The organism is Bradyrhizobium sp. MV1.5, assembly GCF_055807615.1.
On sequence record NZ_JBVVPL010000001.1, the window covers coordinates 143,109 to 167,552 of the forward strand.

Sequence of the window (24,444 nt, forward strand, 5' to 3'; positions counted from 1 at the left end):
AGCGAGACCGGCTTCGGTCGTAATGGCGACTTCGAGCGGATCCTCGCTTTTGCCGTATCTCACAGAAAACCCATTCGGTCGCCTTCGATCCACAGGCACGTTAGTTGCCCGGTGGCATAGGCCCCGGTGTCAATGTTGATCCGATTCGGTCGAATGTCGGGCGTTCGAACCGGCGTATGCCCGTGGACGACGAGCTTTTCGAACACCTCGTTATGTTGAAGGAAATCTTCGCGTATCCAGCACAGATCGGCCAGCGATTGATTGGCAAGCGGTATGCCTGGACGAACACCTGCATGAACGAAAAACAGGCCGTCGAAGGCAAAGCAAGGTCTCAGGCGCTGAAGGAAGCTTAAATGTGAGGCGGGCAACGCTTCCGCGAACTCTGCCGCCAACCGCGACTGGTCGGCCTCGCTTGCGTTGCGGGGCGGACGGATCCCATAGGATACCAGGGTTTCCTGCCCGCCGACTTGAAGCCACATCGGCAAGGTGGCGGGGGCGTCGATGAAAATCGTCAGGAATGTCTCATGGTTGCCCAGGACGAAAACGGTGTCGTTCTCTTCCTCAAGGCGCAAGAGGTATTCTATCACCTCTTTGGAGCGCGGCCCGCGATCCACATAATCTCCCAGGAAGACGCGAACAGAACGTGGACACGGCCTTCGTCTCAGGTCGGTATCGATCTTCGCATTGACCTTCTCGAGCAGGTCCAGTCGACCGTGGATGTCCCCGACTGTGTAAAAGCGTAGCTGAGGGGTAGAGCTGAAGCCGGAAGGCAGTCGTTGGTCGGGCAGAGCCTGCATAGTCGCGACGCCCCGATGTGGCAGCGGTTAGGAGCCCGACAGGCACGTCGGGAGTCCGGTTCGCCACCTACTATCAGAAATTCGACCGGGGCAAGCCAAAGGTCGTTCTTGCGCTGACCTTGTCGTCTCTGGATAGTCTCGACAGCACAGATACGAGATAACCCACCTGCAAGCCCGTGACTGTCAACGCGGTCATCATCACCGTGGGCCAGAGCCCAAGGTCGCCTCTAATTGAAATGGCGGCGTCGATTACGAAGATGAGGAGATGGGCGGGCAACAGCGTGAATACGTTGTACCGGGCGTTGCCGACGAGCAAGCCGATCACAGTAGCGAGCAGGGTGACGCTGACCATCTTGGACCTCTGGCCTAGTCTTGGCTCATCTTTCTTAACAAGGTCTGAAGCTGTTCCTATGTGAGTTCGCCAGGGCAGGAGTGGATGTGCGGAGGGATGTGGTCGGTCTCGTGTCAAAAAAGGTTCAACGCGCGCACAAATATTGCTCAACAGATAGTCAGCTCCGCATTCGGAAACGTCTTTTCAGGTAGTTAGATGTACGGTATGGTTAGCAAGTTGATACTTCAAGTTTTCACATTTTTGGTCGTTTTCTGTGACGAGTACCACTCAGAATGATGGAGGCGTTTTCGTCTCCCGCGGCCGTTCCGGGCTTGGCCAAAATTTGGCGTCGTGCTACCGGCGGGCGGCGTTTTCGAGGCGCGCCAATTTCGCCTTCTTCACCATCGGTGCGGTCGAGCTCCTTTGCGTGGCAACGGCGGCCTTCGCGTCGGCGTGGGTCTATCACGAACTGGCTTCGACCCCCAGTCTGCGGACGAAGGTTTACCTGCTGGCATCCTGCTTCATCGGAGTCGCGGAGGTCTGCATCGCCGCGATGGCAGGTCAATTCCTGCACCTTCAGAAGCAGCGCGAGAACCGGTTCGTCTCTGCCGGAATCGGAACCGCTGCCATCACGTTCGTCGTCCTGACCTCGCTTCTGTTCATTTTCAAATTGTCGGATGTCTATTCCCGGGGCACCTTGATCCTGCAGTTTGTGACTTGCTTGATGGTGGTCGGGATTGTCCGGCTGGCTGCTTATCGCGCCTTCCAAAACGCTGCCGAGCAGGGAGCCCTGCAAAGGCAGCGTGTGGTGCTCGTCGGGCGTCAGGACGATTGCGAAGAATTCGCGAACCAGCTGAGGAGATCGGGCGCCGGGATCGAAGTTCTTTCCTGCCCGGTTCTCTGGGACGCTCTGTCCGTGAAGGCCGCTGGTTTCGATCGCGTGACTGGCGCCGGTCTGGTTGAGCGATGCAGGTTTCTGCAGCCCGACAGCATCATTCTGCTCGTCGACAGAAAGCACGAGGACGGAAGCGCTGGAATGCTGCTGTCGCTTCTGAGGCAGATCCCCGCCGACGTTTATGCCGTGCCGACGCACAGGGACATCTTCTGGGCGACCGCGCAGACGGCCGAGGTCGGCGGTCTTGCCACCTTCGCACTTTCGCGCAAGCCGCTGACCCTGTTCGATCTGCTCGTGAAGCGGACGTTCGACATCATCGCGGCGATCGCCGGGCTGATCGTGCTCTCCCCCGTGCTGCTGCTCTCGTCGCTGGCGGTGAAGCTCGATTCGAGGGGGCCGGTTTTCTTTTTCCAGACCCGCCACGGCTACAACAACGAAGCGATCCGCGTCCTGAAGTTCAGAACGATGTACGTGTCCGAAGACGTCGAATTCCGCCAGGCGTTGAAGGGTGATCCGCGCGTGACCAGGATCGGTCGCATCTTCCGCGCGACCAGCATCGATGAACTGCCGCAGCTCTGGAACATTCTTCGGGGCGACATGTCCGTCGTTGGTCCGCGGCCGCACGCGATCACGCACAACGAATTGTTCACGCCGCACATCGACAGCTTCGATCGCCGGCATACGGTCAAGCCCGGCCTGACGGGCTGGGCCCAGGTCAACGGACTCAGGGGCGAAACGAACACGCTCGAGAAGATGCAAAAGCGCATCGAGCACGATCTTTATTACATCGACAACTGGTCGCTGCTGCTTGACGTCAAGATTATCTTGCTGACTCTGTTTTCAGGCAAGACCTATCGCAACGCGTGGTAAGCGATCGCGGAGGCTTCGCGGGTGATGCCGCAAGCCTGACGGGATGGGATTTCTGCGTTCCCATCCCTTGGAAAGACTGAAGAGATCAGTATTCAGTGTAGACGCTGAGGAAGGCCGTGCCGCCATACGGGCGGTACGCGTCGTACAACCCGTAGCAGGCATAGCGATCCGGGCAGCGGCAGAGATTGACGACCCGGCAGCCCCGGGGGCCGCATCGCTCGACGTGGCATACGTCGAGCAATGCGCGGCGTGGCGCCACGTTCTGCGGCTGCGGAATAACGGAGTAATCCGCTGCGACGGCCGCCCCTGCGGACATAATCAGCACGGCTCCGGCAATTGTCGACTTAAACATCCGCGTCTCCTTATTCATCCTGTCCAGCATCAATATCTAGAAGCGCTCCGAATACTCATACCGAAAATCCTTCGTCGATGGTAGGGTTCCCAAGATGGCTTCTTTCCGCTCGCGGCCGCCAAGGTCCATGTCGATGCAGCTACGCGTTCCATAATAGCATACCTGCACCCTGATGCGATCGCTGCAGGTGTTTTCGGCGTAGATCCAATGGTTGAACAGGCGGTCGTTGTTGGGAAGGGCGCGAGATGCGGCGGACAGCCTGAGGCAGATCGCGCCGGTCGGGCTGCGGTGTCGGCGGGATGAGAGATCGTCTGATGGCGGAGGGGCGACTCCAAACGTGGCTCCAACGCCGGAACGCTGCATTTGGGCCTGGGCATTCGGAGTGACGAGAAACTGCGCCGCTACGCAGAACGCGAGGCACGTTTGGCTACCCGGCTTCTTCAGGACCAACTGGTTTTCTCCAAGAGGGCGATTAGCTGGATGCTGACTCTGATAGGGTCAGCAAGACTTTATACCCTCGATTGGAGTATCCAAAAATGAATTCTGCCGTGATGCCGTTCCGCCGCGTCCCTCTGGGCTTTACGAGGCCGCTCATGGCATTGGTGCTGGCGGTCCTGACGAGCGGATGCAGGGCGGATGATGTCACCATTAACGTTGCGGGCGCCCGCACAAATGATCCAGGTCAGGAAGCTGCGATCAAGACCGGCTCACTTTCTGAAGCAATCGAGATCGTACGAAAGGATGAGAAACAACGCACCAGCCCGGTGACGTACAAGATCAATCTGCCCGCCGAAGCTCAGATCCTGGACCAGCCCCTAGTCATCTCAGGTCTCGAACAGCCCGCAGGTTCTCGCGTCATCATCACTGGCGTCGTCGGTGGCACGAGAATATCAGGCGCAGCCTTCGTACAGAAATATCTGAAGCCGTCGCGCTCCGGGGATGGGCGCTACGAATACAAGTTGCCGTTTTCCGATTTGCCCGGCGATGTGGCGCAGAAACTGCTTCGGAAGCTGGCGAGCGTGTCGCCGAGGCAGTTGATGATCCGGGCCAATGGCAAGAAGGTGCTGCGATCGACGAGGTGGCCCAATAGCGGCTTCCTGCCAGTGGTCGAGATCGTGGACGGTCCTGTGAGTTCTGCCGCGATCATGTCGTTCGCCGACCTGCCGGACGGAGTGCGGCGCTCCCCCGACCTATGGTTCGGTGGATATCTCACTGATTCCTATCTCTTCGTGAACGCACGGGCTCTCGCCGTCGATTCGAGGGGAGTGCAGACGGACCGGCACAGGTTAAGGGCGGACGGCAAGCCACCGGAAAGGGTGTTCTTCTACAACGTGGCGACCTTTGCCCAGTGCAACTCGTTCTTTTACGATGCCTCGGCGAGGACGCTGAATTTCTGCTCCGAGGACCCGATCGAGACGCTCGAGGTGCCCGTGCTTGACACCTTGCTCACGGTTTCAGGATCTCGAAATCTGACCGTTCGGGACATCGTCTTCGAACTCGCAATCGGGACCGCCGTTACAGTGCGCGACAGTTCGGCGATCAATTTCTCGAACATCATCCTCCAATTGGCGGGAGCCGATGGAATTACCTATGCGAACTCGAATGACTGCCGGATCGATCATACCAGCATTCGCGGCGTCGGTGGACGAGGGGCATGGCTGTCCGGCGGCGATCGCGCGAGCCTGACGCCGGGGCGTATCTCGATCGAGGATAGCAGCATCCAGGACTTCTCCCTCATCTACCGTACCTTTTCGCCGGCAGTGCAAATGGACGGCGTCGGAATGAGCGTCCGCCGAAGCGTCATCTTCAACGGACCGCAGTTCGGAATCCTCTATTCCGGGAACGATCACGTTATTGAGGACAACCTCATGGCCCAGCTTCTCACCGAAGCGGGCGATTCCGGTTTCATCTACAGCGCGCGCGACTTCACCAGCCAGGGCACCATCATTCGCCGAAACATACTGCTTGGGACGGGCGGACAATACTTCAAAGACGCAAGGGGAATTTACCTTGACGAGTTTTCGAGCGGGAATCTCGTCACCGAAAACGTCTTCGTGGGCATCCCATACGGGATACTGATGAATGGCGGTAAGGATAACAAGTTACTATCAAACCTTTTCATTCTAAGTTCGCCATCGATTTGGAGCGCCGCATTGGGATATGCATCGTGGTGGCAGGTATGGCGGAACGATCATATGCAGGTTCCAGGTGGGCTCAGCGTTCGGAATTTGTACAGCTTGCCCATCGATAAGGAGCCTTGGGCGAGCCGTTATCCCGAACTCGCCGGCTACAAAGGTTCGGACCTTCTCCGGCCCGAAAGAAACCTGATCGAAGGAAACAAGTTCATGGGCGCTGGGGTCATCACGGCCTTCGACGGCAATATTCCCACGGCCGAGGTCCGGAATAATACTGCTGTCGTGTACCGGGGTAGCCTCCAGCTTCTCGAGCGCATGCGCAACTGGATTGCGCCGTCGCAATTCGGCGAGACTCTTGCACTCGTTTCGTCTGAACTCGATCGTCATGGCTTGACTGGGCACATTCAATTGTGTGCACCGGATCGGGCTGGAGCCCAGCTGCCAGGGGATCGCCTTGCAACGCTGTCCGAGTTCAAATGACCAAGAAACGTGTTCTGATCGTTTATCGGTCTTTTTTTCCGTCGTTGTCGCATCTCGGACCCGCCACAGCGATCCGCAACCTCATGCACAACATGTCGAAAGATTATGATTTTCATCTGGTGACACTCAACTACGACTTCACCAGCGGCGTCCCCATGTTCGAAACGCCGCTTCATCGTGAGCGGATAGGGGCTGCCACAGTAGAATATATTCCGACGGGGATCGCCGGATTGCGCATTCTCTTCGATCGCGTCAGGGAAGACTTCCACGTCGTCGACATTCAGTGTGCCTTCGACCCGCTGGTTGCGATCCCCACGCTCATCCTGAGCCGCCTGGGACTTCTGGGGGACAAGCGCGTCTTTCATACGCCGCACGGCATCTTCATGGATGTGATCATGTCGGCGTCTGCCACGAAGAAACGTCTGTTTTGCCGGCTGGCCGATCTGATCGGCCTATATCGCGGGGTCGTTCATCTGGCGGGCTCTCCGGCGGAGGAGCACGATATTCGCCGCAATCACCTTCGTCCACAAAACGTGCTGGTGGTTTCGCAGTTCGTCGAGGACAATGCGCTTTGGCTGACAAGAAGAGAGAAGCAGCCGGGGCGGCTCAGGATGGCGATGGTTGGTCGCGTCACGATGCAGAAGAACGTCACCTTTGCGCTCGACGTCGTGCGCCGCCTCATCGTTGCGTCCTCGCTCGATATCTTCGGCGAGGTTGATGACGGCGCTTATGCGCAACAATGCGTTGAGATGGTGCGAGCCGGAACCGGACAATGCGACGTCACGTTCAAGGGAAACCTGCCCAAGGACGAACTGTTCGCACAGCTTGCGGAATATGATGTCCTCCTGCATCCGACGCTGGGCGAGAATTTTGGCCATTCGATCGTCGAGGCACTGACGCTCGGGCTGCCCGTGCTGGTCAGCGACAGGAGCCCCTGGACAGACGTCGCGGCGAGCAACGCGGGCTGGGCACTCTCGCTTTCGGAGCCGAACTCCTTCGTCGAGAAGCTCCAGGCGATTCACGCGATGGGTCCGGAGGCGTGGTCCGGGCTCAGCGAGGGAGCCCTTCGCTATAGCCGCGCAACCTTCGACGTCCAAGCCACGTCCGAGCGATACCGACAGGCCTATGGTTGAGTTCCGGGTCGTGCGCCTGAGGAAGAGGAATTCCGCGATATGCAATTGATCACCATGCAGAAGGGCGCGTTTTGCGCGCTTCGTCCGTCGCTGTGGCGGTTATTGAGCATGCGGATAGCTCCCGCCATCGAGCACATGGAGGCGCTGTCGCGCCTTTCCTTTCAGACGGTCGTGGATGTCGGCGCGAACAGGGGGCAGTTCGCGGTCATGGCCCGGCGCCTGTTTCCGCAGGCGCAAATCTACTCCTTCGAGCCTCTCTCGGAGCCGGCCGCCCGCTTCACCAAAGCGCTCGGCCGGGATGACAGGGTCCGGCTCTTTCCCTGCGCCATCGGCCCGACTGCCGGGCGAGCCAGCATTTACGTGACGAGCCGTGACGATTCTTCGTCGCTCCTGAAGCCGGGATCGGCCCAAAGCGATATATTCGGAGGGCAGACCGCCCGAATGGACGAGATTGCCGTTTGCCGGCTGTCGGATTGTCTCGAGGCGGGAGCCATCCGGGGGCCGGCTCTCCTGAAGGTGGACGTTCAGGGGGGCGAACTCGACGTGCTGCAAGGCTCTGCCGACCTCATTAACCAATTCGAGGCCCTGTATATCGAATGCTCGTTCATACAGCTTTATGATGGCCAGCCGTTGTTCGGCGACATCTCGCGTTGGGCCGAGGAACATGGATTTCAGCTGGGAGGAGTCTATAACCAGTATGTTGATCCGCGACATGGCCCGGTGCAGGCGGATTTTCTTTTCCTCAAGACAGCCCCGTCCGGGGCCGACCCGCGATGAGATTGCCCGTTTTCCTCACAGAGAATCTCGCGATCCTGCGCAACCTCGCTAGGGGAGGCCTACTCAACGCGGCGGGGCTCGGCTTCAGCTTCTATGTCGTCGCAATCTGCTATCCCGGCATCAAGGGAACGGCGGCCCAACTCATGGATTTGCGGAGCGGCATTGTCACTCAGGCTGATGTTGGGGGGGGGAGCTTATTCGTTGCAGTCCCCGCGCTCTTGCTGGGCTTGTTGGTGTTTGCCCGTCACGGTGTGTACGTGGCGGTCCGCCGATCGCAGCCGATTCTGATCTTCCTCCTGGTTTATTCCGGCCTGATCGTTCTCGCGTCAGTGGCTGCAGCCGAATATATCGAGTCATCAGGGCAAATCGTCCAATATGTCGTCACGCTGGGTGCATTCCTGCTCTGTCTCTGCTTTTGGCAGGCGCCAGCGCAGAGCGCGGATGACGCGCTCGCGATGGCATTTTTGGCGCTGGCCGCATCCCTCAGCGCCGCCGCGGTTGTTCAAGGATTTCACGAGTATCGATGGGTCGGTCTCATCCACCCCAATCACTATGCTCGATATGCCTATATTGCGTTGGTGATCCACTCTCTAGTAGTTAAACGAGTGAGCCTGCCTGTATTTCTGATCTGCTTCGCCGCAACTTACATAGTTAGTGCGCGAACCATCATGATAGGTACGCTCTTGTTTTACCTTGGGTATCTCGCCTTTGCGAATTACCGAGCACTCTTCAGTCGCGCGCAGCAGATTACCAACGTTCGCATGCTCGCAACTTGCCTAATGATTCTCCCAGTCGCACTTTTGATCTTGCCCTTCTTTACCGACACTGACCGGCTGATTGACAAGGTCACGAATGATCTGGCGCTTTTCGACCCAGATCGAGGAGTTCTTTCGGGATTCACCGGTCGGACCGAGTCGTGGAATGCGTTCTTCGGGGCAATCGACGAGTATGTGTTCTTCGGATATGGCTTCCGTTCCAGCCGCTACAATCTGCATGCAGTCCACAGTGGCATCCTATCTTACTTCATGGACTTTGGCCTCTTGCTTGGTGGCCTCTTGCTGCTCGTTGTTGCCGGCCGAGGACTATATCTGGTCTGGATTGGCACGAAGCACAATGATCGCAGGGCTTTGCTTTGCGGGTTGGCGGTCGCCACCACGCTGCTGATCCAGTGGTTTGAGCCGGACAATTTCAATATCGGCTTTATAGGGTCTTTCTTCTTCATGCTCTTTCTATCGTACACGCCCTCGATAAGGCGGCGGTACATGTCGACTTCACTGCGTCATGCGAGGTTGCCGCAAGGGCAGCCATCACTACAGCCTGTGGCTGATATCTCTTAGTCGTCAGCGCGGTTCAACGTCGGATTCTTTCATATGCCGCTAGATCATTTTCAGTCCTGCAAGGAAATTGTTCGCCACGTACTGTTTCGCTTTGGGGCGGACGAAATCATCAATGTTTCGAGGCGCGTGCGTGGTCGTAACACGAGCCACATGCGAGAAGCTCAACTAGATAAGGTATTTTCAGACATCTATGTGAACGGAGTCTGGATCGAAAATGCACAGCAGGCGAGTCTCTCAGGCTTGGGCTCTTCGCCGATGGCAACCGAATCACTGACCCATCAGCTCTCACAGTTTTTGCGAGATGTCGAATGCACCAGGCTAGTTGATATAGGCTGTGGCGATTTTAACTGGATGGCTCGCGTTACCGGCCAGTTCGACTACCTCGGCATCGACATCGTCCCGTCGTTGATCGCTTCTCACAACGAGGTATACGGCAATTCAAAGAGGCGCTTTGTTTGTATGGATGCAGCGAAGCAGCCCCTCGAACGCTGGGGTGACGTAGCGATATGCCGTGAAGTTCTTTTTCACCTTTCGTTCAAGAATTCTCTTGCGCTCCTCAACAATATAAAGTCCGCCGGCTTCAAGTACGTCTTGCTCACCAGCGATAGTTCGATGTGGTTCAATTCCGATATTCGAGACGGGGATTTTCGGAGAATCAACCTCATGCGGTCTCCATTTGGTCTTCCCGCTCCGAAACTCCAACTCCGGGACGATGGGGTTTCGGGCGGGCGAATACTCGCTGTATGGGATGCCGGTGCCCTGAGTTTGCTGCCCCATACTGAGTGATGACGATGTCCATTCGTCGAGATCTGGGGTCGTCGTTGTGGGCCGACGCGGTTTTTATCGTTACTGGAGCGCATTGAAATGTTAAAGGCAGGCATTCAAATTCTGTTGTTTTTCGTGCCGTGGTCAATTCGTCATTGGGCCTTGAATGCTCTTTTTGGTTTTTCGATTGACGCAAATTCTCGCATTGGCTTGTCGATTGTCCTTGCTGATGAGGTTACTTTGGCAAAGGGAGCTTTGCTTGGTCACTTCAACTACGTCGGACGCCTCGACCGCCTGGAAATGCATGAGGATGCGATTATTGGCAATTTCAACTGGATTACCGGGCTTTCCCGGAAGCTGAACTCTCCGTTCTTTAAGAAGAACCCGGGACGCCGATCAGAGTTGCTGATGAAGCATGCGAGTCTGATTGCACACCAGCACTATATCGATTGCTCCGATCGAGTTGAACTCGGTATGTACAGCGGACTTGCGGGAGTTCGTTCGCAATTGATAACGCATGGCATCGAGCCGCTGTCGTGTAGGCAAACTTGCACACCGATCATTGTCGGCGATTATACAATGGTGGGATCTGGTTCGCTTATCACGAAGGGGGTCAAGATTCCGAGCTATTGCCTGGTGAGCGCCGGTTCCGTCGTCGGTCATGTAAAGCCGGAATCCTATTCTCTCATCGCGGGCAATCCTGCGGTTCACGTCCGCAAAGTGCCGGAGACTGCCAAGTTCTTCTCCCGTACGAACGCAATTATCCATTGATTGGAGTAATCGGATTGCTAGCCTTGCTCGGTCTGATATGAAGGCGATCCTGTTCTCCACCGTTGCGGGATGGCTCGCTAGGCTGCTCGCAATTCTGTTGAATCTGGCGGGCACTCCGATGGTTCTCGACAAGCTGGGGCCGTCGCGGTTCGGTCTGCTGCTCGTCATTTTGAGCGTCAGTTCCTGGATCGGATTTGCCAATGTTGGCATGGGCCGAGTGATTGCAAATACCGTCGCTCGAACTCGAAGGAATGCGAGTGCCTTTAAGACCGAGACCGTGTCGCTCGCTACGGCGCTCTCAGCAATTCTCAACATCATGCTGTTTAGTGCTGCAGCAGTTGCCTTGATGATTTTCATGTGGCTGGTGCCGCTCAATGAGACGATTCTCACAAACTGCAGCGAGTTTATTGTTACGATCCTAGTCGTATTCTTCGGCTTGGCTCTATGGTTCTTCCTTTCGATCTTTGAGGGAATTGACGCAGGGCACCATCAGTTGCACCGACTTTATCTTTTCCAACTGGCGAGTTATGTACTGTCGTTCGTTTTGTTGATCTTTGTATTTCCGGCCCATCCATCGATCGCCTTCGCTGCTGTTATTTTGAGTCTCGGTTTTCTATTAGGTTCAGTTTTTCATGCGCTAGACGTTGTGCGCCGGAATCGAGGTTTGTTTTCAAGCGACTGGAGGTGGAAACCGCGGATTGCTCGCCGCTTACTGCTGAGCTCGCTTGATTTTACAGTTATCAGCCTCGGTATAGGAATCCTGTATCAACTCGCAACCGGACTCTTCGGTTTCATCGCGGGGCCCGATGCCGTCATAGAGCTTGGGATATTCATGCGGTTGATGCAGTCCTACGGGGGACTGGTCATTGCATTTACGTATCCGTTGTCAAACATAGTCGCGACAAAGCTCAAGATGCGGGACGAGTTATCGGCCGTGTGGATCGTGCGACTCAGTGGGGCCATACTGCTGGCTGGATCTTGTCTGGCGGGAGCAATCTTCTGGCTATTCGGTAATTTGGCGTTGTCAATCTGGCTACGTACGACGATTGAACTGGACCGTCTGTTTCTGACGGGAGCATCGTTGCTAATTGTTCTGAGCGCTTTGCAGTTCTTTCTCTGCGCTTTACTCATTGGTACGTCCAATATCAGGGAAGCTGCGAGACTGCAGGTATGGCAATCGCTCGTCTATGTGCCGATTGCTTGCGTATTTTTCAACGTTTGGGGGCAGGGGGGCGTCCTGCTTGCCATGGATACTGTCATGAGCATGGGTCTCGCTATCATGATCAGATACGTTTGGAACCACTCCGTGCTCAGAGGGGCTTTCGCGATTCAGTTGGTAGGGCGAACGAGACCTTCCACAACGATCTGACAATGCCAATTCTGCACAGATAGCGCGCTATAGGTGCCCGTCGAAGTCTTCCGAAATTGTCATCGAGCGGGTGATGCCATGACACGCCATGGCAAACGCATCGCCTCTCAACGAACGACAACAGATGTTCCCGGAATGTGAGGATCGACTCCCTTGCGCGCAAGCTGGACTGCAAATAGCTGCCGGTTCTTGGTTGGAACCGTATTCATCCGCTTAACCAGTTGAGCTTGGTGAGGTCGGGCAGCGCCGAGGAATATCTCGATCGCCTCCGCGTAAAGCTCGCTTCGCAGCAGCAAGCAAAATTCGTCTATCACCCTGGACTGAAGTGTTTCCGAAAGAGCCGGAAAGATCGCAAACGCTGCGCGATTTCTCGGAATTGCGAGCCAACCCTCGTTGGGTCCGACCTGGTACGACATATCGAGGTAACGGAGGTATTCCTGCCGGAGACCCATGCGAAGGCTTTCGATCTGAAACAACGAAAACCATAGATACGGATCCGAGGGTAAGCACGACAGTGCTTCCACGACGATGTCTCTGCTGCGCTCAAGAGCGGCGTCCGTTCCCGATGACGCGTCGAACTGCCCGCGGACAATCGCCAGTTCTACAACAGCCGTATCGTGGGCCGCGGTGGCATTGCAGCGGACCAACCTACCAGTCTCGCGATAAAGCCGGAGTTTCACTTCCAATCGGTCGAGCGGGAAGGTTTCCCCGCCGGTAATGCGATTCGAGAATTGCTCTAACGGAAGCTGTCGCCAAAATGTCTGCAGCGTAGAAGCCGACCACGCGAGCGCACCCAGCCCCAGCACGGCCGCAAGGAGACGGGTGATACCGGCTGCAACCGCGCCCGGGAAATCGCCCTGCCTCAACCAACTAGCCCGGCTGCGAGTACTTGGGATCGTAGTAGTAGCTGGTCCCGTATCCTTCATATCGCTTCAATAGGTTCGTGTCGGCCTTGTTCATGATCACGCCAAGCAGATTTTCTCGAACCGGCCGGGCATTCGCCAATGCACGTTCCAGAACGTCAATATTAGTCTTTCCCCACTCGAGGACCAGGAGATACGTCGGAATGAAATGTCCGGTCGAGCGAACATCGATCACCGGCGCCAGCGGGGAGAGGTCGACGACGACATAGTCATATGTGCTGCTAAGGCGCTCGATAAGCGCCCGCATACCTTCGGATGCAAGGATCTCGCTGGTGTGCGCGATCGGCGCGTGGATCACGGTGGGCAGGAAATCCAGACCGGTGGTACTTTCCCGAAGAACGACATCCTCGAAGCTGCGCTGCCCCGTGACAAGGTCGACGAGACCGGCGGCTGCGTTTGGAGCCATCAATTTGGTTAGTGATGGATTCCGAAGGTCCGCGTCGATCAAAATCACCTTATGCCCGGACTGGGCGCTGAGCAGCGCAAGGCCCGCGGCAGTGGTCGATTTACCCTCTCCGGGAAGTGCTGAGGACAGGCCTACAACGCGGCCGGTGCGTACCCGGCTGTTGAGGTCTATGGCGGACTTTATCGACCGGAGTCCCTCGGCGTATCTGGAGAACGGCGAATGGACCACGGCCCAGAAAGCTCCGGCATCTGCCCGCATCTCGTGGGGTGACGGCGGAGCATCGTGGGGCTTTATAGCGGGCGCTGGAAGCACGGGAAGAGTCGCGAGGCAGTCGGTTGCCAGCAAGCGCTCCACCTGGTCGCTGGTACGCACCACGCGATCGGACAGGTCCCGCATGAGGCTGATGCCGAAGCCCAGCATCAGACCGCCCGCACACGAGATCGACAGAACGAGAATGGTCTTTGGACTGCTGCGCTTGGACGGCCGGCCGGCGCTCGAAATGATCCGCGCCTCCGTGATCGGGAACGACTGCTGCTGGATCGATTCCGTGTAGCGTTGCAGGAACGTCTCATACATCGAGCGGTAGGTCTGGGAGTTGCTCTCGAGTTCCTTCAGTTGAACTTGAGCCTGTCCGCCGATTTGAGATCGGGCGACGGCGGCGTCGAGCGCGCGTTGTGCTTCATCTTCGCGTTGTTTGGCGATCTCGTAGTCGCTCTTGTAGGTCTCGGCAAGGCGACCGAGCTCCGCCGCGATCGACTTGGCTATTTCGCGCATCTGGTTACGCAGGTTGACTGCCGCCAGATGGCTCGACCCGTACCTTGTAGAAAGGTCAGCCTCCCGATTGGCGATCTCCAGATATTGGGATCTCAACTTGCTCACGACTTCGCTTCGCAGCGTATCCGTCACGGTCGCGTCGCGAACGTCCGACTTCATAACCTGTTCAATGCGATCGAGGCGTGCGCGCGCGTCTGTGGTGACCGTCCGTGCAGCGAGGATCTGGCTGTTGAGCTCGGCGACCTGCTGTTCGGAAATCGACCGTCCGCCGGCATCGACAATGTTGTTCTTGCTCTTGAAATCGACGATCGACCGGTCGGCAGAGAGCGCCTGCTGCTTGAGCTCCTGGATACGGCTGGAAAGCCAGTCGCCCGCGCGGCGGGCCGACTGGTACTTGGCGTCGAGTTGATCGTTGATGTACGCCTCGGCGACGGCATTGGCCACTTGGGCGGCCCGTCCCGGCAAGGCGGAGCGATACGCTATCTCGATCACATAGGTGACGCCAACGCGCTTTGCAGAGAGGTTCGTCGAGAATTCGCGGAGCGCGCGCCGCTCGAGCTCATCCTGAGACTCATCCCCGGGTTCGAACAGTTGGTAGAAATAATATAGGAGATTGCCGACAAAACCTCCGCCGTAACGAGAGAATTCGGGCTCTTGCGCCAGATGCAGGTCGCGAAGCACCGATCGCGCAATGTTGTCGGACTTGATCAACTCGAGCTGACTATCCACCGCGGGCGAGTCAACGGGAACTTCGGTGAACAGGGAGTTTTGGGACGAATAGGGCTGAAGCTTTCTTGTGTCGATGATGATCGTCGCCTGCGCGGTGTAGGTCGAGCGGACCACCATGAGATAAGCGGCCCCCAAGGCGAGGGTGGTCAGCGTCGCAATCAAAAAGACCGGGTACTGGCGGCGGACGAAAGCGAGGACAGCTGCGAACATCTGATCGGGCGACACAAAGTCCGCACGGTCGATCTCATGTTCCTCAGGCTTCAGGAGCTGGAGCATTTGGGAATCATTGTGATGCGGCGACCCGCGACGGCCGCCTGTTTGCTCACGCAATAGCACATGCCGGCCTGCGCCAGCATGTGTTTCAAATGACAGATTTCGCCAGCATTGCTGTTACGGGCTTACCGAACTCGAAACGGTACCGGAAGTGTTGTTCGTGAACGTATTTCCCAACCCGGTGACGCCCGATGTATAAGTGAACGGGCTGGTATTGGTGCCGTTTCCGCCGATCGCTTGAGCACCGCCACCGCCGCCGGCGCCGAACTGGAGCGGGTTAGTCTGACCTCCGCCGGCACCACCGCCGCCGCCACCGCCGCTAGCTCCAATCGGCCGATCGCCGGCGCCGGCAGCGAAGGCAAGCACCACGTCCTGGTCCTTGGTGTTGAGGATCGCCTGCTGAATCTCGGTAGCAAGAGCGGGATTGGTCCGGACGACGATCTTGGCAGCCTGCGCCAAGCCAGCGCCGATTGCCGCTTTCTGGTCCTTGTTGGCATTCGAGATCAAATTGATGATCGGCTGAAGCGTGGCAGCGTCCCCTGAGACCAGGTCACGTATAGAACTGACAAGCTCGGCGCCACCGGTGGGGGACTTGGAAAGAAGGTCCGCCGGGTTGCCTAGGAATTGAGCCGTGGCCTGAGGCGAGCGCTGGGCCGACGCTGGTGTTGCTAACTGAGCGGTTACGCACATCGCGAGGATCGTCGATGCTGCGACACCGCTGAGTTTTCGCTTGAAAGTGTCTTGGGACATAACCTGAACCTCTCGAAAAATGCATGAAATGTTAACCAGATAGTGCCGCAGACATCCATGTCTGTCGAGGCTTTCCGGACTTTGGTTCATTTCAAAGTTAACTGCCCGTGGTCTGCTACCGGCCTTTGCGTCTGGGCTAGGGCAGCACCAAGAAGAACGATTACAGTACCTGCATAAGCGGGTATTTGCAGGGAGAAATCAATGAGGGAGTGCAGGACGGCGACCGTTGATATGGCAAGGGCGGCACGCGGGAGCGTACGGGAGCGCTTGGGGTCGAGGCAGGCGCGGAGCAAGATGGCCATCGCTCCGACCCACGCCAGGACCAAAATGCCGGCCAGCACCAAGCCGCCTTCCGCCGCGATCTCAAGGGAGACGTTATGGGCCCTGTCCCACACGCCCCAGCCTGAAATCTGGTTGCTTCGGTAGGCGGCGAAGCTCCAGCGGAATGAACCCAGGCCGGTTCCGAGCCATGGAAAGTCTGAGATCATCCGCAGAACCGAGGCAAGGACATTGGCGCGGCCGCCGCCGGCCGCGCCTTCCGTTTCCAGCCGCTCGCCCAGACCACTATCGAAGCTTTGATAGACTGCCAAAATGACCACGAGGGCAGCGCCGAAGGCGAGCCATTTGCGAAGCTGGGGCGACATTTCCGATCTGAAGCTCAACGCAAAGGCTACGAGCAATCCGGCAAAGCTGCACGCCACCCCCGCCCGGGAGCCAGTTAGAACCAGTGCCAGGAGGGAAAGGCCAAAAAAGGTGCACGGGAGCGCCAGGTTGTGCCAACTGACGTGAACTGTAGAGGGCCGGCGTTTGCCAGATCGACGCTTCTTACGGAGATTGAGGCGCCGAAGCATGAGCAACAGCCATGCAATGGCGATCGACCCGAAATAGACCGCCGCGGCATTGCGGTTCGTGAACGTCCCGGTGAGATTGCCGGCATAGGCGATCTTCTCCTGCCACAGCACCAAATTGGGCTCGAGCGCATAGGAGCAAATCGCGTAAACGCCATAGAGCCCGCCCGCCCAGGCGATCGTGCGCAATAGGCGGCGCGAGAGCGTCTCGTCGGCACCGCACATGTAGCCACCCGTGAACAGCAGCAGGTTGAGTAGTGGGGTGCCGATCGCGAGATAAGGCTGCCCCATAGCGATAGACGCGCTGGCCTCAAGGGGCGTTCCCAAGATCTGGCTGGCCTGGGCCCAGATCGGATGGACCAAGGGATCTGATGGTGCCCGACTTACCACCTGCAGATAAAGGGTGGCTGCATAGCTTGCGACGATCGTGACAATTGTGGCTGCAAGAAACAGCGGTGAAGCTATAGCCGGCGGTCGCAGGGCGAGCCCGACCACCGCTATGCCTACGAGACCGCACCAAAGGGAAATGGCGACGGAGGACACCGATGCGAACGGGAAGGGCATGATCGCCACGACCGTGAACAACAATGCGGCAAACACATCGGAGGGCTGCCGCGGCTTGAGGGCAACCATCGCCGTCTTCAAGACGACGACGTATCGCCTATCGCGCCGCACGCGGATCAGGGAGCCGTTACGACTAGGTTCCGAAGGGCCGCAGCATTGTAGGCTGCAACGATCGGATCGTTGACCGTGGCGGTGACTAGCCTGATGTAAGTCATCAGCTTGGCCGATTCGACCGCTGGAGCGTTCGACGTGTACAAAACGTCCTTGTTCCGGATCAGCACTCTCGTCGCCAGGAAATAGGTCGACGGATCCCGCATGTTGAAATTGTACACGATTGGAATGATCGGGGTCGTGAAGCGGCTCACATCGATGCCCAGCATGGCGGCAACCTCTCGCCGCTCGCCGCGGTAGAGGAAGATCGCGCCTGGATCAGCCAGCGTATCGTTCAGGCCGCCCGCCTTGCCCACGGCCTCGGCCACCGAAATCCGCCAGGCGTCGAAATTGAACTGACCCTGCTGGCCTGTTGCACCAAAGGCCACGAATGTCTGCGGCTCACGATAGACGTAGACCGTATCGTTCGGATGGACCCAGATATTGTTGGACGGCTCGTATACCAGCGCCCCGAAAGGCACGGTCGCCTGCTTGCCGTTGCGCTCGAGCATGACCCAGGTGTCGAAGCCTTGCCCCTTGGGGCCGCCGGCGCGCGTGATCGCGTCCAGCAGGTGCTCGCCGGCAGCATTGGCAGGGTAGCGAACCGGATTGTTCACTTCGCCGAGCACGCTGATGAGCGACGTCCGCTGGTCAATGAGGGCCACCACAGCTTGCGGCTCGATAGCCCGATTCTTCAGTGCATCCGCAATTGCTTGCTGGACTTCGGCAGGCGTCCGCCCCTGCGCCCGGACGGCGCCGGCATAGGGAACCGAAATATTGCCGTTGTGGTCCACCGTCTGGTTCGGCAGTGCGATAAAGTTGCCGGGCCGAACACCCGCTTCAGCCGGGATAAACAGGCCGCCTGCGGCAGCTTCGAAGATCGTGACGCTGACGACGTCGCCTACGCCAAACCTGATTTCACGGGGGGGCTGACGATCCGGATACGTAACCGTCAACCTGCCTGTATTGCGTGCCAGTACGGAAACGACGTCCGAATTGACACGCACCAAGGCGTACGGAAGGCTGTTTTCATCAACCGGCGCCTCGCTTTTTACAGCTTGGCCAGATGGACCAGAAGTCGGCAGTGCACTGCACCCGGCCAGAGCAATCATGGCGCAAAGGGCAACACCAGCTAAGAACTTGGTTTTAAATTCAATCCCCATGTGGTCGGAACTATCACGGGCTTCGCGAAATCTCTAAGTGAATCTCCGGTTAGTGAGAGTTTGGACGACGGCAGTTGCGGTTTTGCAACAATTCTGCGAGACTTGATTATGCGTTATTGAGCTGGACGAGCTCCTGGCAGTGCGCTGTATCTCCGGTTGCCCAGGGGATTTCTACTCGGGGAGAGCGAATGAGTGGCCAATTCCGGCCATGGACGAGCCCAGCGGGCCGCCATTTTTATGACTTAGGATTTTTTCAGCCGTGTTTTTGATGCGAGTTGCCACGGGCGCCGTGGTGCTTGGAATTCTGTGCCTGACCGTAATGCCTGCCACGGACCGGCCGGTGACCGGCCTGGATCGCAACATCGAGCATTTCCTGTGTTTTGCGCTTGTCGGTTTTGCCGCGGCGCTGTCGTTCCCGGCGGTGAGCAGGTCGCTCTGGCCTTTGGCGATTCTTTTCGCGTTAGGGATCGAGCTCGCTCAGATACCGCTGCCAACGCGCCATGCGCGCACATCCGATTTCCTGATCGACGCGCTGGCCGGATGTATCGGGCTTGGGATCGGAAAGCTTGTATACCTCGGCCTGCCGAAGAGAATCACCGGCTAGAGCTGCTCCCGGCGTAGCCACCCTTCGACTGTGAGCTGCTGGAGCTTCCGAAGGGGCTCGCAAATGGGCTGTTGAAGCCGGTGCTGGTGCTGACGCCCTGATTGGTTCTAACCGCTGAGGTCGGTCCGCCAGTCACAGCGGTTCCCCCCTGGCGTTGCTGGGTGACGGTTTGAGTGGGGGTTTGCGACACGCCTTGCGCCATCGCCCCACCTACGGCAAACAACAACAGGGTCAGTATGGCAGCTCCATATCTCATGACACGCTCCCTTCTTAGCATCGATCGGCCACTTTTAACCCGCCGCGACGGCGAGAAATTCCGGGCGGCACTGCGTTAGCTGCCAATAGTGTTCAAAAACAGCAAACTGACCGGCTCTTTCAGTATAGGTAGGATGGACGTGGCGCGCCAGATCTCCTTGGGGACCGACGTAGACAACCGCTTTTTCCTCGAAATTGATCAGACAGGCGACCCCGTAAGGCGTTCTGCTGTCGCGCTCCATGGGAACTGGATAGACGAACTGGGCCAAAGCCGCCTCGACCTTCGACGCGATCATAGTCTGGAAGATCTCCTTTCGATCTGTGACGACCGCGTGGAGCGCATTGATGGATCTTCTGGGATCGTCGTCCGTGGCGGCAAGCAGGGCCGCTCCGCCACCTGGTGATCCGGCGGTCCAGTCAAGAACCGCCCCCAGGTACCGTGGCGGTCGGTCGAGCCGGACTATCCCATAGGCAGCATACGACAAGCTCACTCCCCCGCCGGTCGCAACCCATTTCCGCTCCGATATCGCGCTGCCGACGGTGCCCGTCCTTCGGATAATTTGCCCGGTTGGCGATGCGCCGAGGTCTGGCGAGTCCGGACGGTCGAAGTCGTCGAAAAAGGCCTTGGCGGGGCGGCTCAAGCCGGCGCCGTCTGAAACCGTCGCCGCGAACAGCGTCAATCTCACGATGGTCGAATTCCAGCTTCCACCTACACCGCTGCCAAGTCGGACGAGATTCAGTCCCACTGGCATTTCACAATCTATGGTCTTGAGAGCCTTTCCATTGAGCGACGCTGCGAGTCCTTTTGCACCTTGAACCAGACAAACGGTAAACCGCATCAACGGGGGCACGATACCGAGCGAAACCTCGCTGGGGATACCCTTGCTCACAACCTTCACACAGAAAACCCGCTCGCGCTGCTGGATTTCGACGTAGTTGTCGGGGTCGGCGTATTCGCACCACAGCGATCCCGATGACACAAATCTCGGCGCGTCGGCGGTGACAAGGACGGAACGCTCAAGGCGTGATAAATAGCGGTCAGCGTCAATCAGCATGACCTTGTCGCCGCTGCGCGATGTGGCGCAAAATGTCGATCTCCAGGCACGCTGTTCCAGCTGCGGCGAATGGAATTCGAATGTAACGTCGAACCGCGCCTGCGTCGTCACTCTCAGCGCAAGGCTCGCAAAACCGTCCGCAGCAACTGTCGCCCGAACTTGTTCCCACCACGGCTTGTCGGTCTGCATCAACTGAATTGGGATAGCGACCGGCGGGGCTGCCGACCCGTCCGGCTTCAATTGCAGGATGCATAGCTCCACCTTGACCAGTTCGCCCAAGTAGCCGCTTACAACCCGCAAGGCTAGGGATCCCGTCAGCGGTTGTCCGCGCTTGACGGCGAAGTGCCGGTTCCCCCCCATCTCGACGTAGAACTGGTCAGCGCCTTCTCCTCGCACTTGCAGGCGGCCAGACGTTGCGTTGATCTTGGTGAACGTGACGTCCCTGCCGGCCATCGGCGTTACCTGCCATCCGGAGGGGAGTAAAGCTTCAGTGGAAAAAACGGCATCCTCAACCCCGTTCAGGGCCGCTTCCTCGATCGCAATGCCGGCCGGATCCCCGAACACCTCGTGGTCCACGTAGCGTAGATTGCCACGAAGGAGCTGCGCGTGCTGCTTCGATGCTGTTCGATCCAGAAAGTTCAGATCTGCAAGCGGTGCAGGATTCTGCTCGGCGGCTTTGGACTGGCTGCAAAGCAGTGCGAACAAGGCCGAACTCAAAATCTCCCTGCGTGTAGGCATCATCTCAGGTTCCCGCTGCAGCCCTAGATATTGGCAGACGCGCTATCTCCGAGCAAGTTCGGCGCCGCGCAGGGCAACTAAATGCGTTCCGCATTCTGCATCGATCGCGCATCCGTTGCGGTGCAGCCGGCATGCTTCACCGCCCCGCCGCTCCGCTGGTCGCGAGTCCGCTAGGCGTGCAACATGAATGCGTCGTGGGTGTGAATGTAGCCAGCATCCCCCATGGCCTGCATATAGAGATGCGCATCCTGCGCGGTCGAATTCGCGTGCCATTCAAGCAATACCTCGTTGGACGGCAGCGGGACTTCGCCATCAAACGTGCTTGCGCTGTGGGCGACGGACGGACGGAAGAGAAATCCATCTGCAGCCTGGCCAATTGCAACGCTGGCGGCTTGAAGCGATGGCGCCGGCGCCGGTGCAGCGACATCCTTCGCGGGAGGATCGATGACGAACGTTCCGCCTTGTCCGTCGCTGGACAGATTGAAAGTCGAGTGCGTATAGTCGCCCACCAGATTGAGATGTGCAGAGTGATTTTGCGCGTCGGTAACTGTTAACACGCCGCCTGATGTATTTCCGGAGTACGAAACCGAGGTGCCAGACCCATAGGCAACGTCCCTCAGGTCGAGGATGTCCGAGGCGGTTGGGTCGCCATTTCCCGAGAGACCAAGGATTATTCCGGTGAACTTGCTGGCCTCATCCAAGATCAGCATGCCCGTGTTCTGCTGGAACGTAATCGAGGCCGATACGGTGCCAGCAAGTTCGAGGCTGCCACCGGCTTCAATCGTATAGTGCGGGCTGTCGCCGTTCGGGGCGGTACCATCCACCGGACAAAAACCGAGGCTGACAGCCCTAAGCCCGGTCGCGCCGTCGCCATTAAGGTCCTGGTGCATCGTCAACTCCAGCGAGCGCAGTGCATCGCTTGAGCCGGAGACCGAGTCGGCAAAAATCGACAGGAAGTTACCGTTCGCATCGGTGGTTGCGACCGTATAAAGGCCGGTTCCGACAGCCTTCCAGGCGACGTCGTAGCCGGTCCCCGTCTTCTCGGCGCCGAGGAAATTGTAGCTTGGGAATTGATCCGTGGTGATCGCGGCGCCCCCCAGTTTGAACGCCACATCGCTGCTGCCTGTGACAAAGTGGAGGCTGCTTCCGACCTGCTTCAGGGTCGTGCTGCCCGCCGCCTCAATGATCTTGATGGGCAGGCCGATCGTCCCGTCGACGTTCAAATCCTGATGCATCACCGACTCCAGCGAGCGCAGTGCATCGCTTGAGCCGGAGACCGAGTCGGCGAGGATCGACAGGAAGTTGCCGTTCGCATCGGTAGCCGCGACCGAATAAAGATCGGTGTCTATAGCTTTCCAGGCGACATCGTAGCCGGTCGTCGTTTTCTCGGCGCCAATGAATTTGTAGCTAGGTAACTGGTTCGTGGTAATCGCGGCACCCGCCAGTTTGAACACGACATCGGTGCTGCCTGTGACAAAGTGGAGGCTGGTCCCGACCTGCTTCAAGTTCGTGCTTCCCGCCCCTTCGATCAGCTTGCTGATCTCGAGCACGTTCGATCGCTCGCCTGTGTTGCCGCCTGCGTCCGTAGCGGTGGCCGAGAACGAGTGGGTGTCTCCGGAAAGTGATCCGACGTTGATGCTCCAGCTGCCATCGCTCTTGGCGTTTCCGGAACCGATCAGGGTCGTGCCGTCGTAGAGAGCGATGGTCGCGCCGGCCTCGGCGGTGCCAGTAACGGTCGATTGACCTGGCGTGAACGAGACGACGACGGGCTTGACGGGAGCCGTCGTGTCAACCGTCACCGTGAGGGAGGTGGAGGCGGAGCTTACATTACCGGCACCGTCCATGGCCTTGACCGTGAACGTGTGGTTGCCCTCCATCATGGCCGCCGTCGCGAACGACCAGCTGCCGGTCGTGCTCGCAATCGTGGTGCCGATCTTCGTCGATCCGTCGAAGATCTGGACCGTGCTGCCAGCCTCGGCGTTGCCCTTTAGCGTGACTTGATTCTGGTTGGTGATGCCATCGCCGACGGTTGCGCTGTCGGGCGCAAATGAGGCAATGATGGGGGATGTGGGCACCGTCGTATCGACGGTCACGGCAAGTGCGTTCGACTCCGAGACGATGTTGCCGTTCTGATCCGCTGTCTTCGCTACGAACGAGTGAATCCCGTCAGTGAGGTTCCCCGTTGTGAACGACCACTTTCCGGTGCTGTCGGCAACCGCCATGCCGAGCTTGGACGAGCCGTCAAACACCTGGACCGTTGCGCCGACGGCAGCCGAGCCGACCACCGTAATTTGTTTGGCCTTGGTGATGCCGTCGCCGGCGACATTGCTGTCGGGCGTGTACGAGTTGATCTGAACGGATGGCGGTTTGGAGGAGTAGGCGCGAATATAGTTGACGAGCATGTCTCCGCCTACCGCCGAGTTCGGATCGGTGATGGCCGGCCCGTACAGTGCCAAATTGGCGAGGATGTACATAGGAGTGTGCATGTCGTCCGGTGTGGCGATCTGGAACGCCTTCGCCCCGTCGACATACCAGGTGATCGTATCGGGCTCCCAATCCAGGCCGTAGGTGTGGAATCCTGATGACATCGAGGGCAGGTAAATTCCGCCTCGCTCGAGTTCCATGCTGCCGGTCGCAGAACTATGCGACGTCATGTATGCGATGTTGTCGCCGATCGCCTCCATGATATCCAGCTCCTGCGCGGGCACCGTACCGAAAACTGCGCTGTTGGTAGGCAACAACCAAAATGCGGGCCACAGGCCTTGGCCGGCCGGCAGCTGGGCGCTCATCTCGAAGTAGCCGTAGAGCTGCGAGAAGGAGTGGTAGCTCGTGATCATGCCCGACGTGTACTGGGCATTGTTGATATAGGGCTGGATCGTGGGATCAGCAGCGCCGGCATGGAGATCGAGGACACCGTCTTTCACGGTCCAGGGTGTCACTGAACTCGTGGGCGCGTAGTTGCTATTGATGTACCAGTTGACCTCCTGGTTGCCATCGATCCTGATTCCGTTATTGGCCGCCCACCAATAAGTCGAATCCCAAGTGCCGCTCGTGCCATTCCACAGGTTGAGCGAGTTGAAGTCGTCCGAAAACGTGAGTGTGGCCGTTTTAGCGAGATTGTTCGGATCGATCGACATAGCGCTCTCCTTGCTGGGAAATTGCTACTGCATCCTCCGTCCTCCCGACGTTAACGCGGGACT

General features: G+C 58.1%; 19 protein-coding genes. 9 read left to right on the forward strand and 10 right to left on the reverse strand.

The window, feature by feature from the left end; all coding sequences use genetic code 11:
* Window positions 1–59 precede the first annotated feature (59 nt).
* Both AC0L2J_RS00690 and AC0L2J_RS00695 read right to left on the reverse strand, forming a co-directional pair.
* A complete protein-coding gene (locus tag AC0L2J_RS00690) occupies window positions 60–797 on the reverse strand; it encodes a metallophosphoesterase family protein (protein WP_473386499.1) in 738 nt (245 codons plus the stop codon).
* Between the two features lie 73 nt (window positions 798–870).
* Window positions 871–1,149, reverse strand: coding sequence for a hypothetical protein (locus tag AC0L2J_RS00695; RefSeq protein ID WP_473386502.1), 279 nt, complete (start codon window positions 1,147–1,149; stop codon window positions 871–873).
* A gap of 253 nt (window positions 1,150–1,402) precedes the next feature.
* Here AC0L2J_RS00695 and AC0L2J_RS00700 point away from each other — a divergent pair, with 253 nt between their 5' ends.
* Window positions 1,403–2,893, forward strand: coding sequence for an exopolysaccharide biosynthesis polyprenyl glycosylphosphotransferase (locus tag AC0L2J_RS00700; RefSeq protein WP_473386504.1), 1,491 nt, complete (start codon window positions 1,403–1,405; stop codon window positions 2,891–2,893).
* Window positions 2,894–2,978: 85 nt separating this feature from the next.
* Here AC0L2J_RS00700 and AC0L2J_RS00705 read toward each other — a convergent pair whose 3' ends face one another.
* Window positions 2,979–3,245, reverse strand: a complete 267-nt coding sequence (locus AC0L2J_RS00705) for a hypothetical protein (RefSeq protein WP_473386507.1) — start codon at window positions 3,243–3,245, stop codon at window positions 2,979–2,981.
* Window positions 3,246–3,781: 536 nt separating this feature from the next.
* On the opposite strand from AC0L2J_RS00705, the gene AC0L2J_RS00710 reads away from it, so the two are divergent.
* The 7 genes from AC0L2J_RS00710 (at window position 3,782) to AC0L2J_RS00740 (ending at window position 12,012) form a co-directional block, all read left to right on the forward strand.
* Window positions 3,782–5,860 (forward strand): right-handed parallel beta-helix repeat-containing protein, encoded by a 2,079-nt coding sequence (locus AC0L2J_RS00710; protein ID WP_473386509.1) that lies wholly within the window; start codon window positions 3,782–3,784, stop codon window positions 5,858–5,860.
* On the forward strand, window positions 5,857–6,993 hold the full coding sequence (locus AC0L2J_RS00715) for a glycosyltransferase family 4 protein (protein ID WP_473386511.1): 1,137 nt from the start codon (window positions 5,857–5,859) through the stop codon (window positions 6,991–6,993). The genes AC0L2J_RS00710 and AC0L2J_RS00715 overlap by 4 nt, the downstream gene beginning before the upstream one ends.
* Window positions 6,994–7,032: 39 nt before the next feature.
* Complete coding sequence (locus tag AC0L2J_RS00720) at window positions 7,033–7,770, forward strand: FkbM family methyltransferase (RefSeq protein WP_473386514.1); 738 nt, start codon at window positions 7,033–7,035, stop codon at window positions 7,768–7,770.
* 2 nt (window positions 7,771–7,772) lie between these two features.
* Entirely contained in the window at window positions 7,773–9,107 is a 1,335-nt protein-coding gene (locus tag AC0L2J_RS00725) for an O-antigen ligase family protein (RefSeq protein ID WP_473386516.1), read from the forward strand.
* Between the two features lie 33 nt (window positions 9,108–9,140).
* Window positions 9,141–9,893, forward strand: coding sequence for a class I SAM-dependent methyltransferase (locus AC0L2J_RS00730; protein ID WP_473386519.1), 753 nt, complete (start codon window positions 9,141–9,143; stop codon window positions 9,891–9,893).
* Between the two features lie 78 nt (window positions 9,894–9,971).
* Window positions 9,972–10,643: an acyltransferase gene (locus AC0L2J_RS00735; RefSeq protein WP_473386523.1), complete on the forward strand. Its 672-nt coding sequence runs from the start codon at window positions 9,972–9,974 to the stop codon at window positions 10,641–10,643.
* Between the two features lie 37 nt (window positions 10,644–10,680).
* On the forward strand, window positions 10,681–12,012 hold the full coding sequence (locus tag AC0L2J_RS00740) for an MATE family efflux transporter (RefSeq protein ID WP_473386526.1): 1,332 nt from the start codon (window positions 10,681–10,683) through the stop codon (window positions 12,010–12,012).
* Between the two features lie 107 nt (window positions 12,013–12,119).
* Here the strand turns inward: AC0L2J_RS00740 and AC0L2J_RS00745 are convergent, their stop codons facing one another.
* The 5 genes from AC0L2J_RS00745 to AC0L2J_RS00765 form a co-directional block, all read right to left on the reverse strand.
* The gene (locus AC0L2J_RS00745) at window positions 12,120–12,878 is read right to left on the reverse strand and encodes a hypothetical protein (RefSeq protein WP_473386528.1); all 759 of its coding nucleotides are present in this window, start codon (window positions 12,876–12,878) and stop codon (window positions 12,120–12,122) included.
* A 4-nt stretch (window positions 12,879–12,882) separates the two neighbouring features.
* Window positions 12,883–15,120, reverse strand: a complete 2,238-nt coding sequence (locus AC0L2J_RS00750; RefSeq protein ID WP_473386530.1) for a polysaccharide biosynthesis tyrosine autokinase — start codon at window positions 15,118–15,120, stop codon at window positions 12,883–12,885.
* A 114-nt stretch (window positions 15,121–15,234) separates the two neighbouring features.
* The gene (locus AC0L2J_RS00755) at window positions 15,235–15,867 is read right to left on the reverse strand and encodes a hypothetical protein (RefSeq protein WP_473386532.1); all 633 of its coding nucleotides are present in this window, start codon (window positions 15,865–15,867) and stop codon (window positions 15,235–15,237) included.
* 86 nt (window positions 15,868–15,953) lie between these two features.
* A complete protein-coding gene (locus AC0L2J_RS00760; protein WP_473386534.1) occupies window positions 15,954–17,348 on the reverse strand; it encodes an O-antigen ligase family protein in 1,395 nt (464 codons plus the stop codon).
* A gap of 47 nt (window positions 17,349–17,395) precedes the next feature.
* On the reverse strand, window positions 17,396–18,592 hold the full coding sequence (locus AC0L2J_RS00765; RefSeq protein ID WP_473386537.1) for a polysaccharide biosynthesis/export family protein: 1,197 nt from the start codon (window positions 18,590–18,592) through the stop codon (window positions 17,396–17,398).
* Between the two features lie 268 nt (window positions 18,593–18,860).
* Between AC0L2J_RS00765 and AC0L2J_RS00770 the strand changes: the two genes are divergently transcribed.
* On the forward strand, window positions 18,861–19,196 hold the full coding sequence (locus AC0L2J_RS00770; protein WP_473386872.1) for a VanZ family protein: 336 nt from the start codon (window positions 18,861–18,863) through the stop codon (window positions 19,194–19,196).
* Between the two features lie 290 nt (window positions 19,197–19,486).
* On the opposite strand, the gene AC0L2J_RS00775 is transcribed toward AC0L2J_RS00770, so the two are convergent.
* Window positions 19,487–21,211 carry a hypothetical protein gene (locus AC0L2J_RS00775; protein WP_473386541.1) on the reverse strand — a complete coding sequence of 575 codons (1,725 nt, stop codon included), beginning with the start codon at window positions 21,209–21,211 and terminating at the stop codon, window positions 19,487–19,489.
* 203 nt (window positions 21,212–21,414) lie between these two features.
* On the reverse strand, window positions 21,415–24,381 hold the full coding sequence (locus AC0L2J_RS00780; protein WP_473386543.1) for an Ig-like domain-containing protein: 2,967 nt from the start codon (window positions 24,379–24,381) through the stop codon (window positions 21,415–21,417).
* Window positions 24,382–24,444 lie beyond the last annotated feature (63 nt).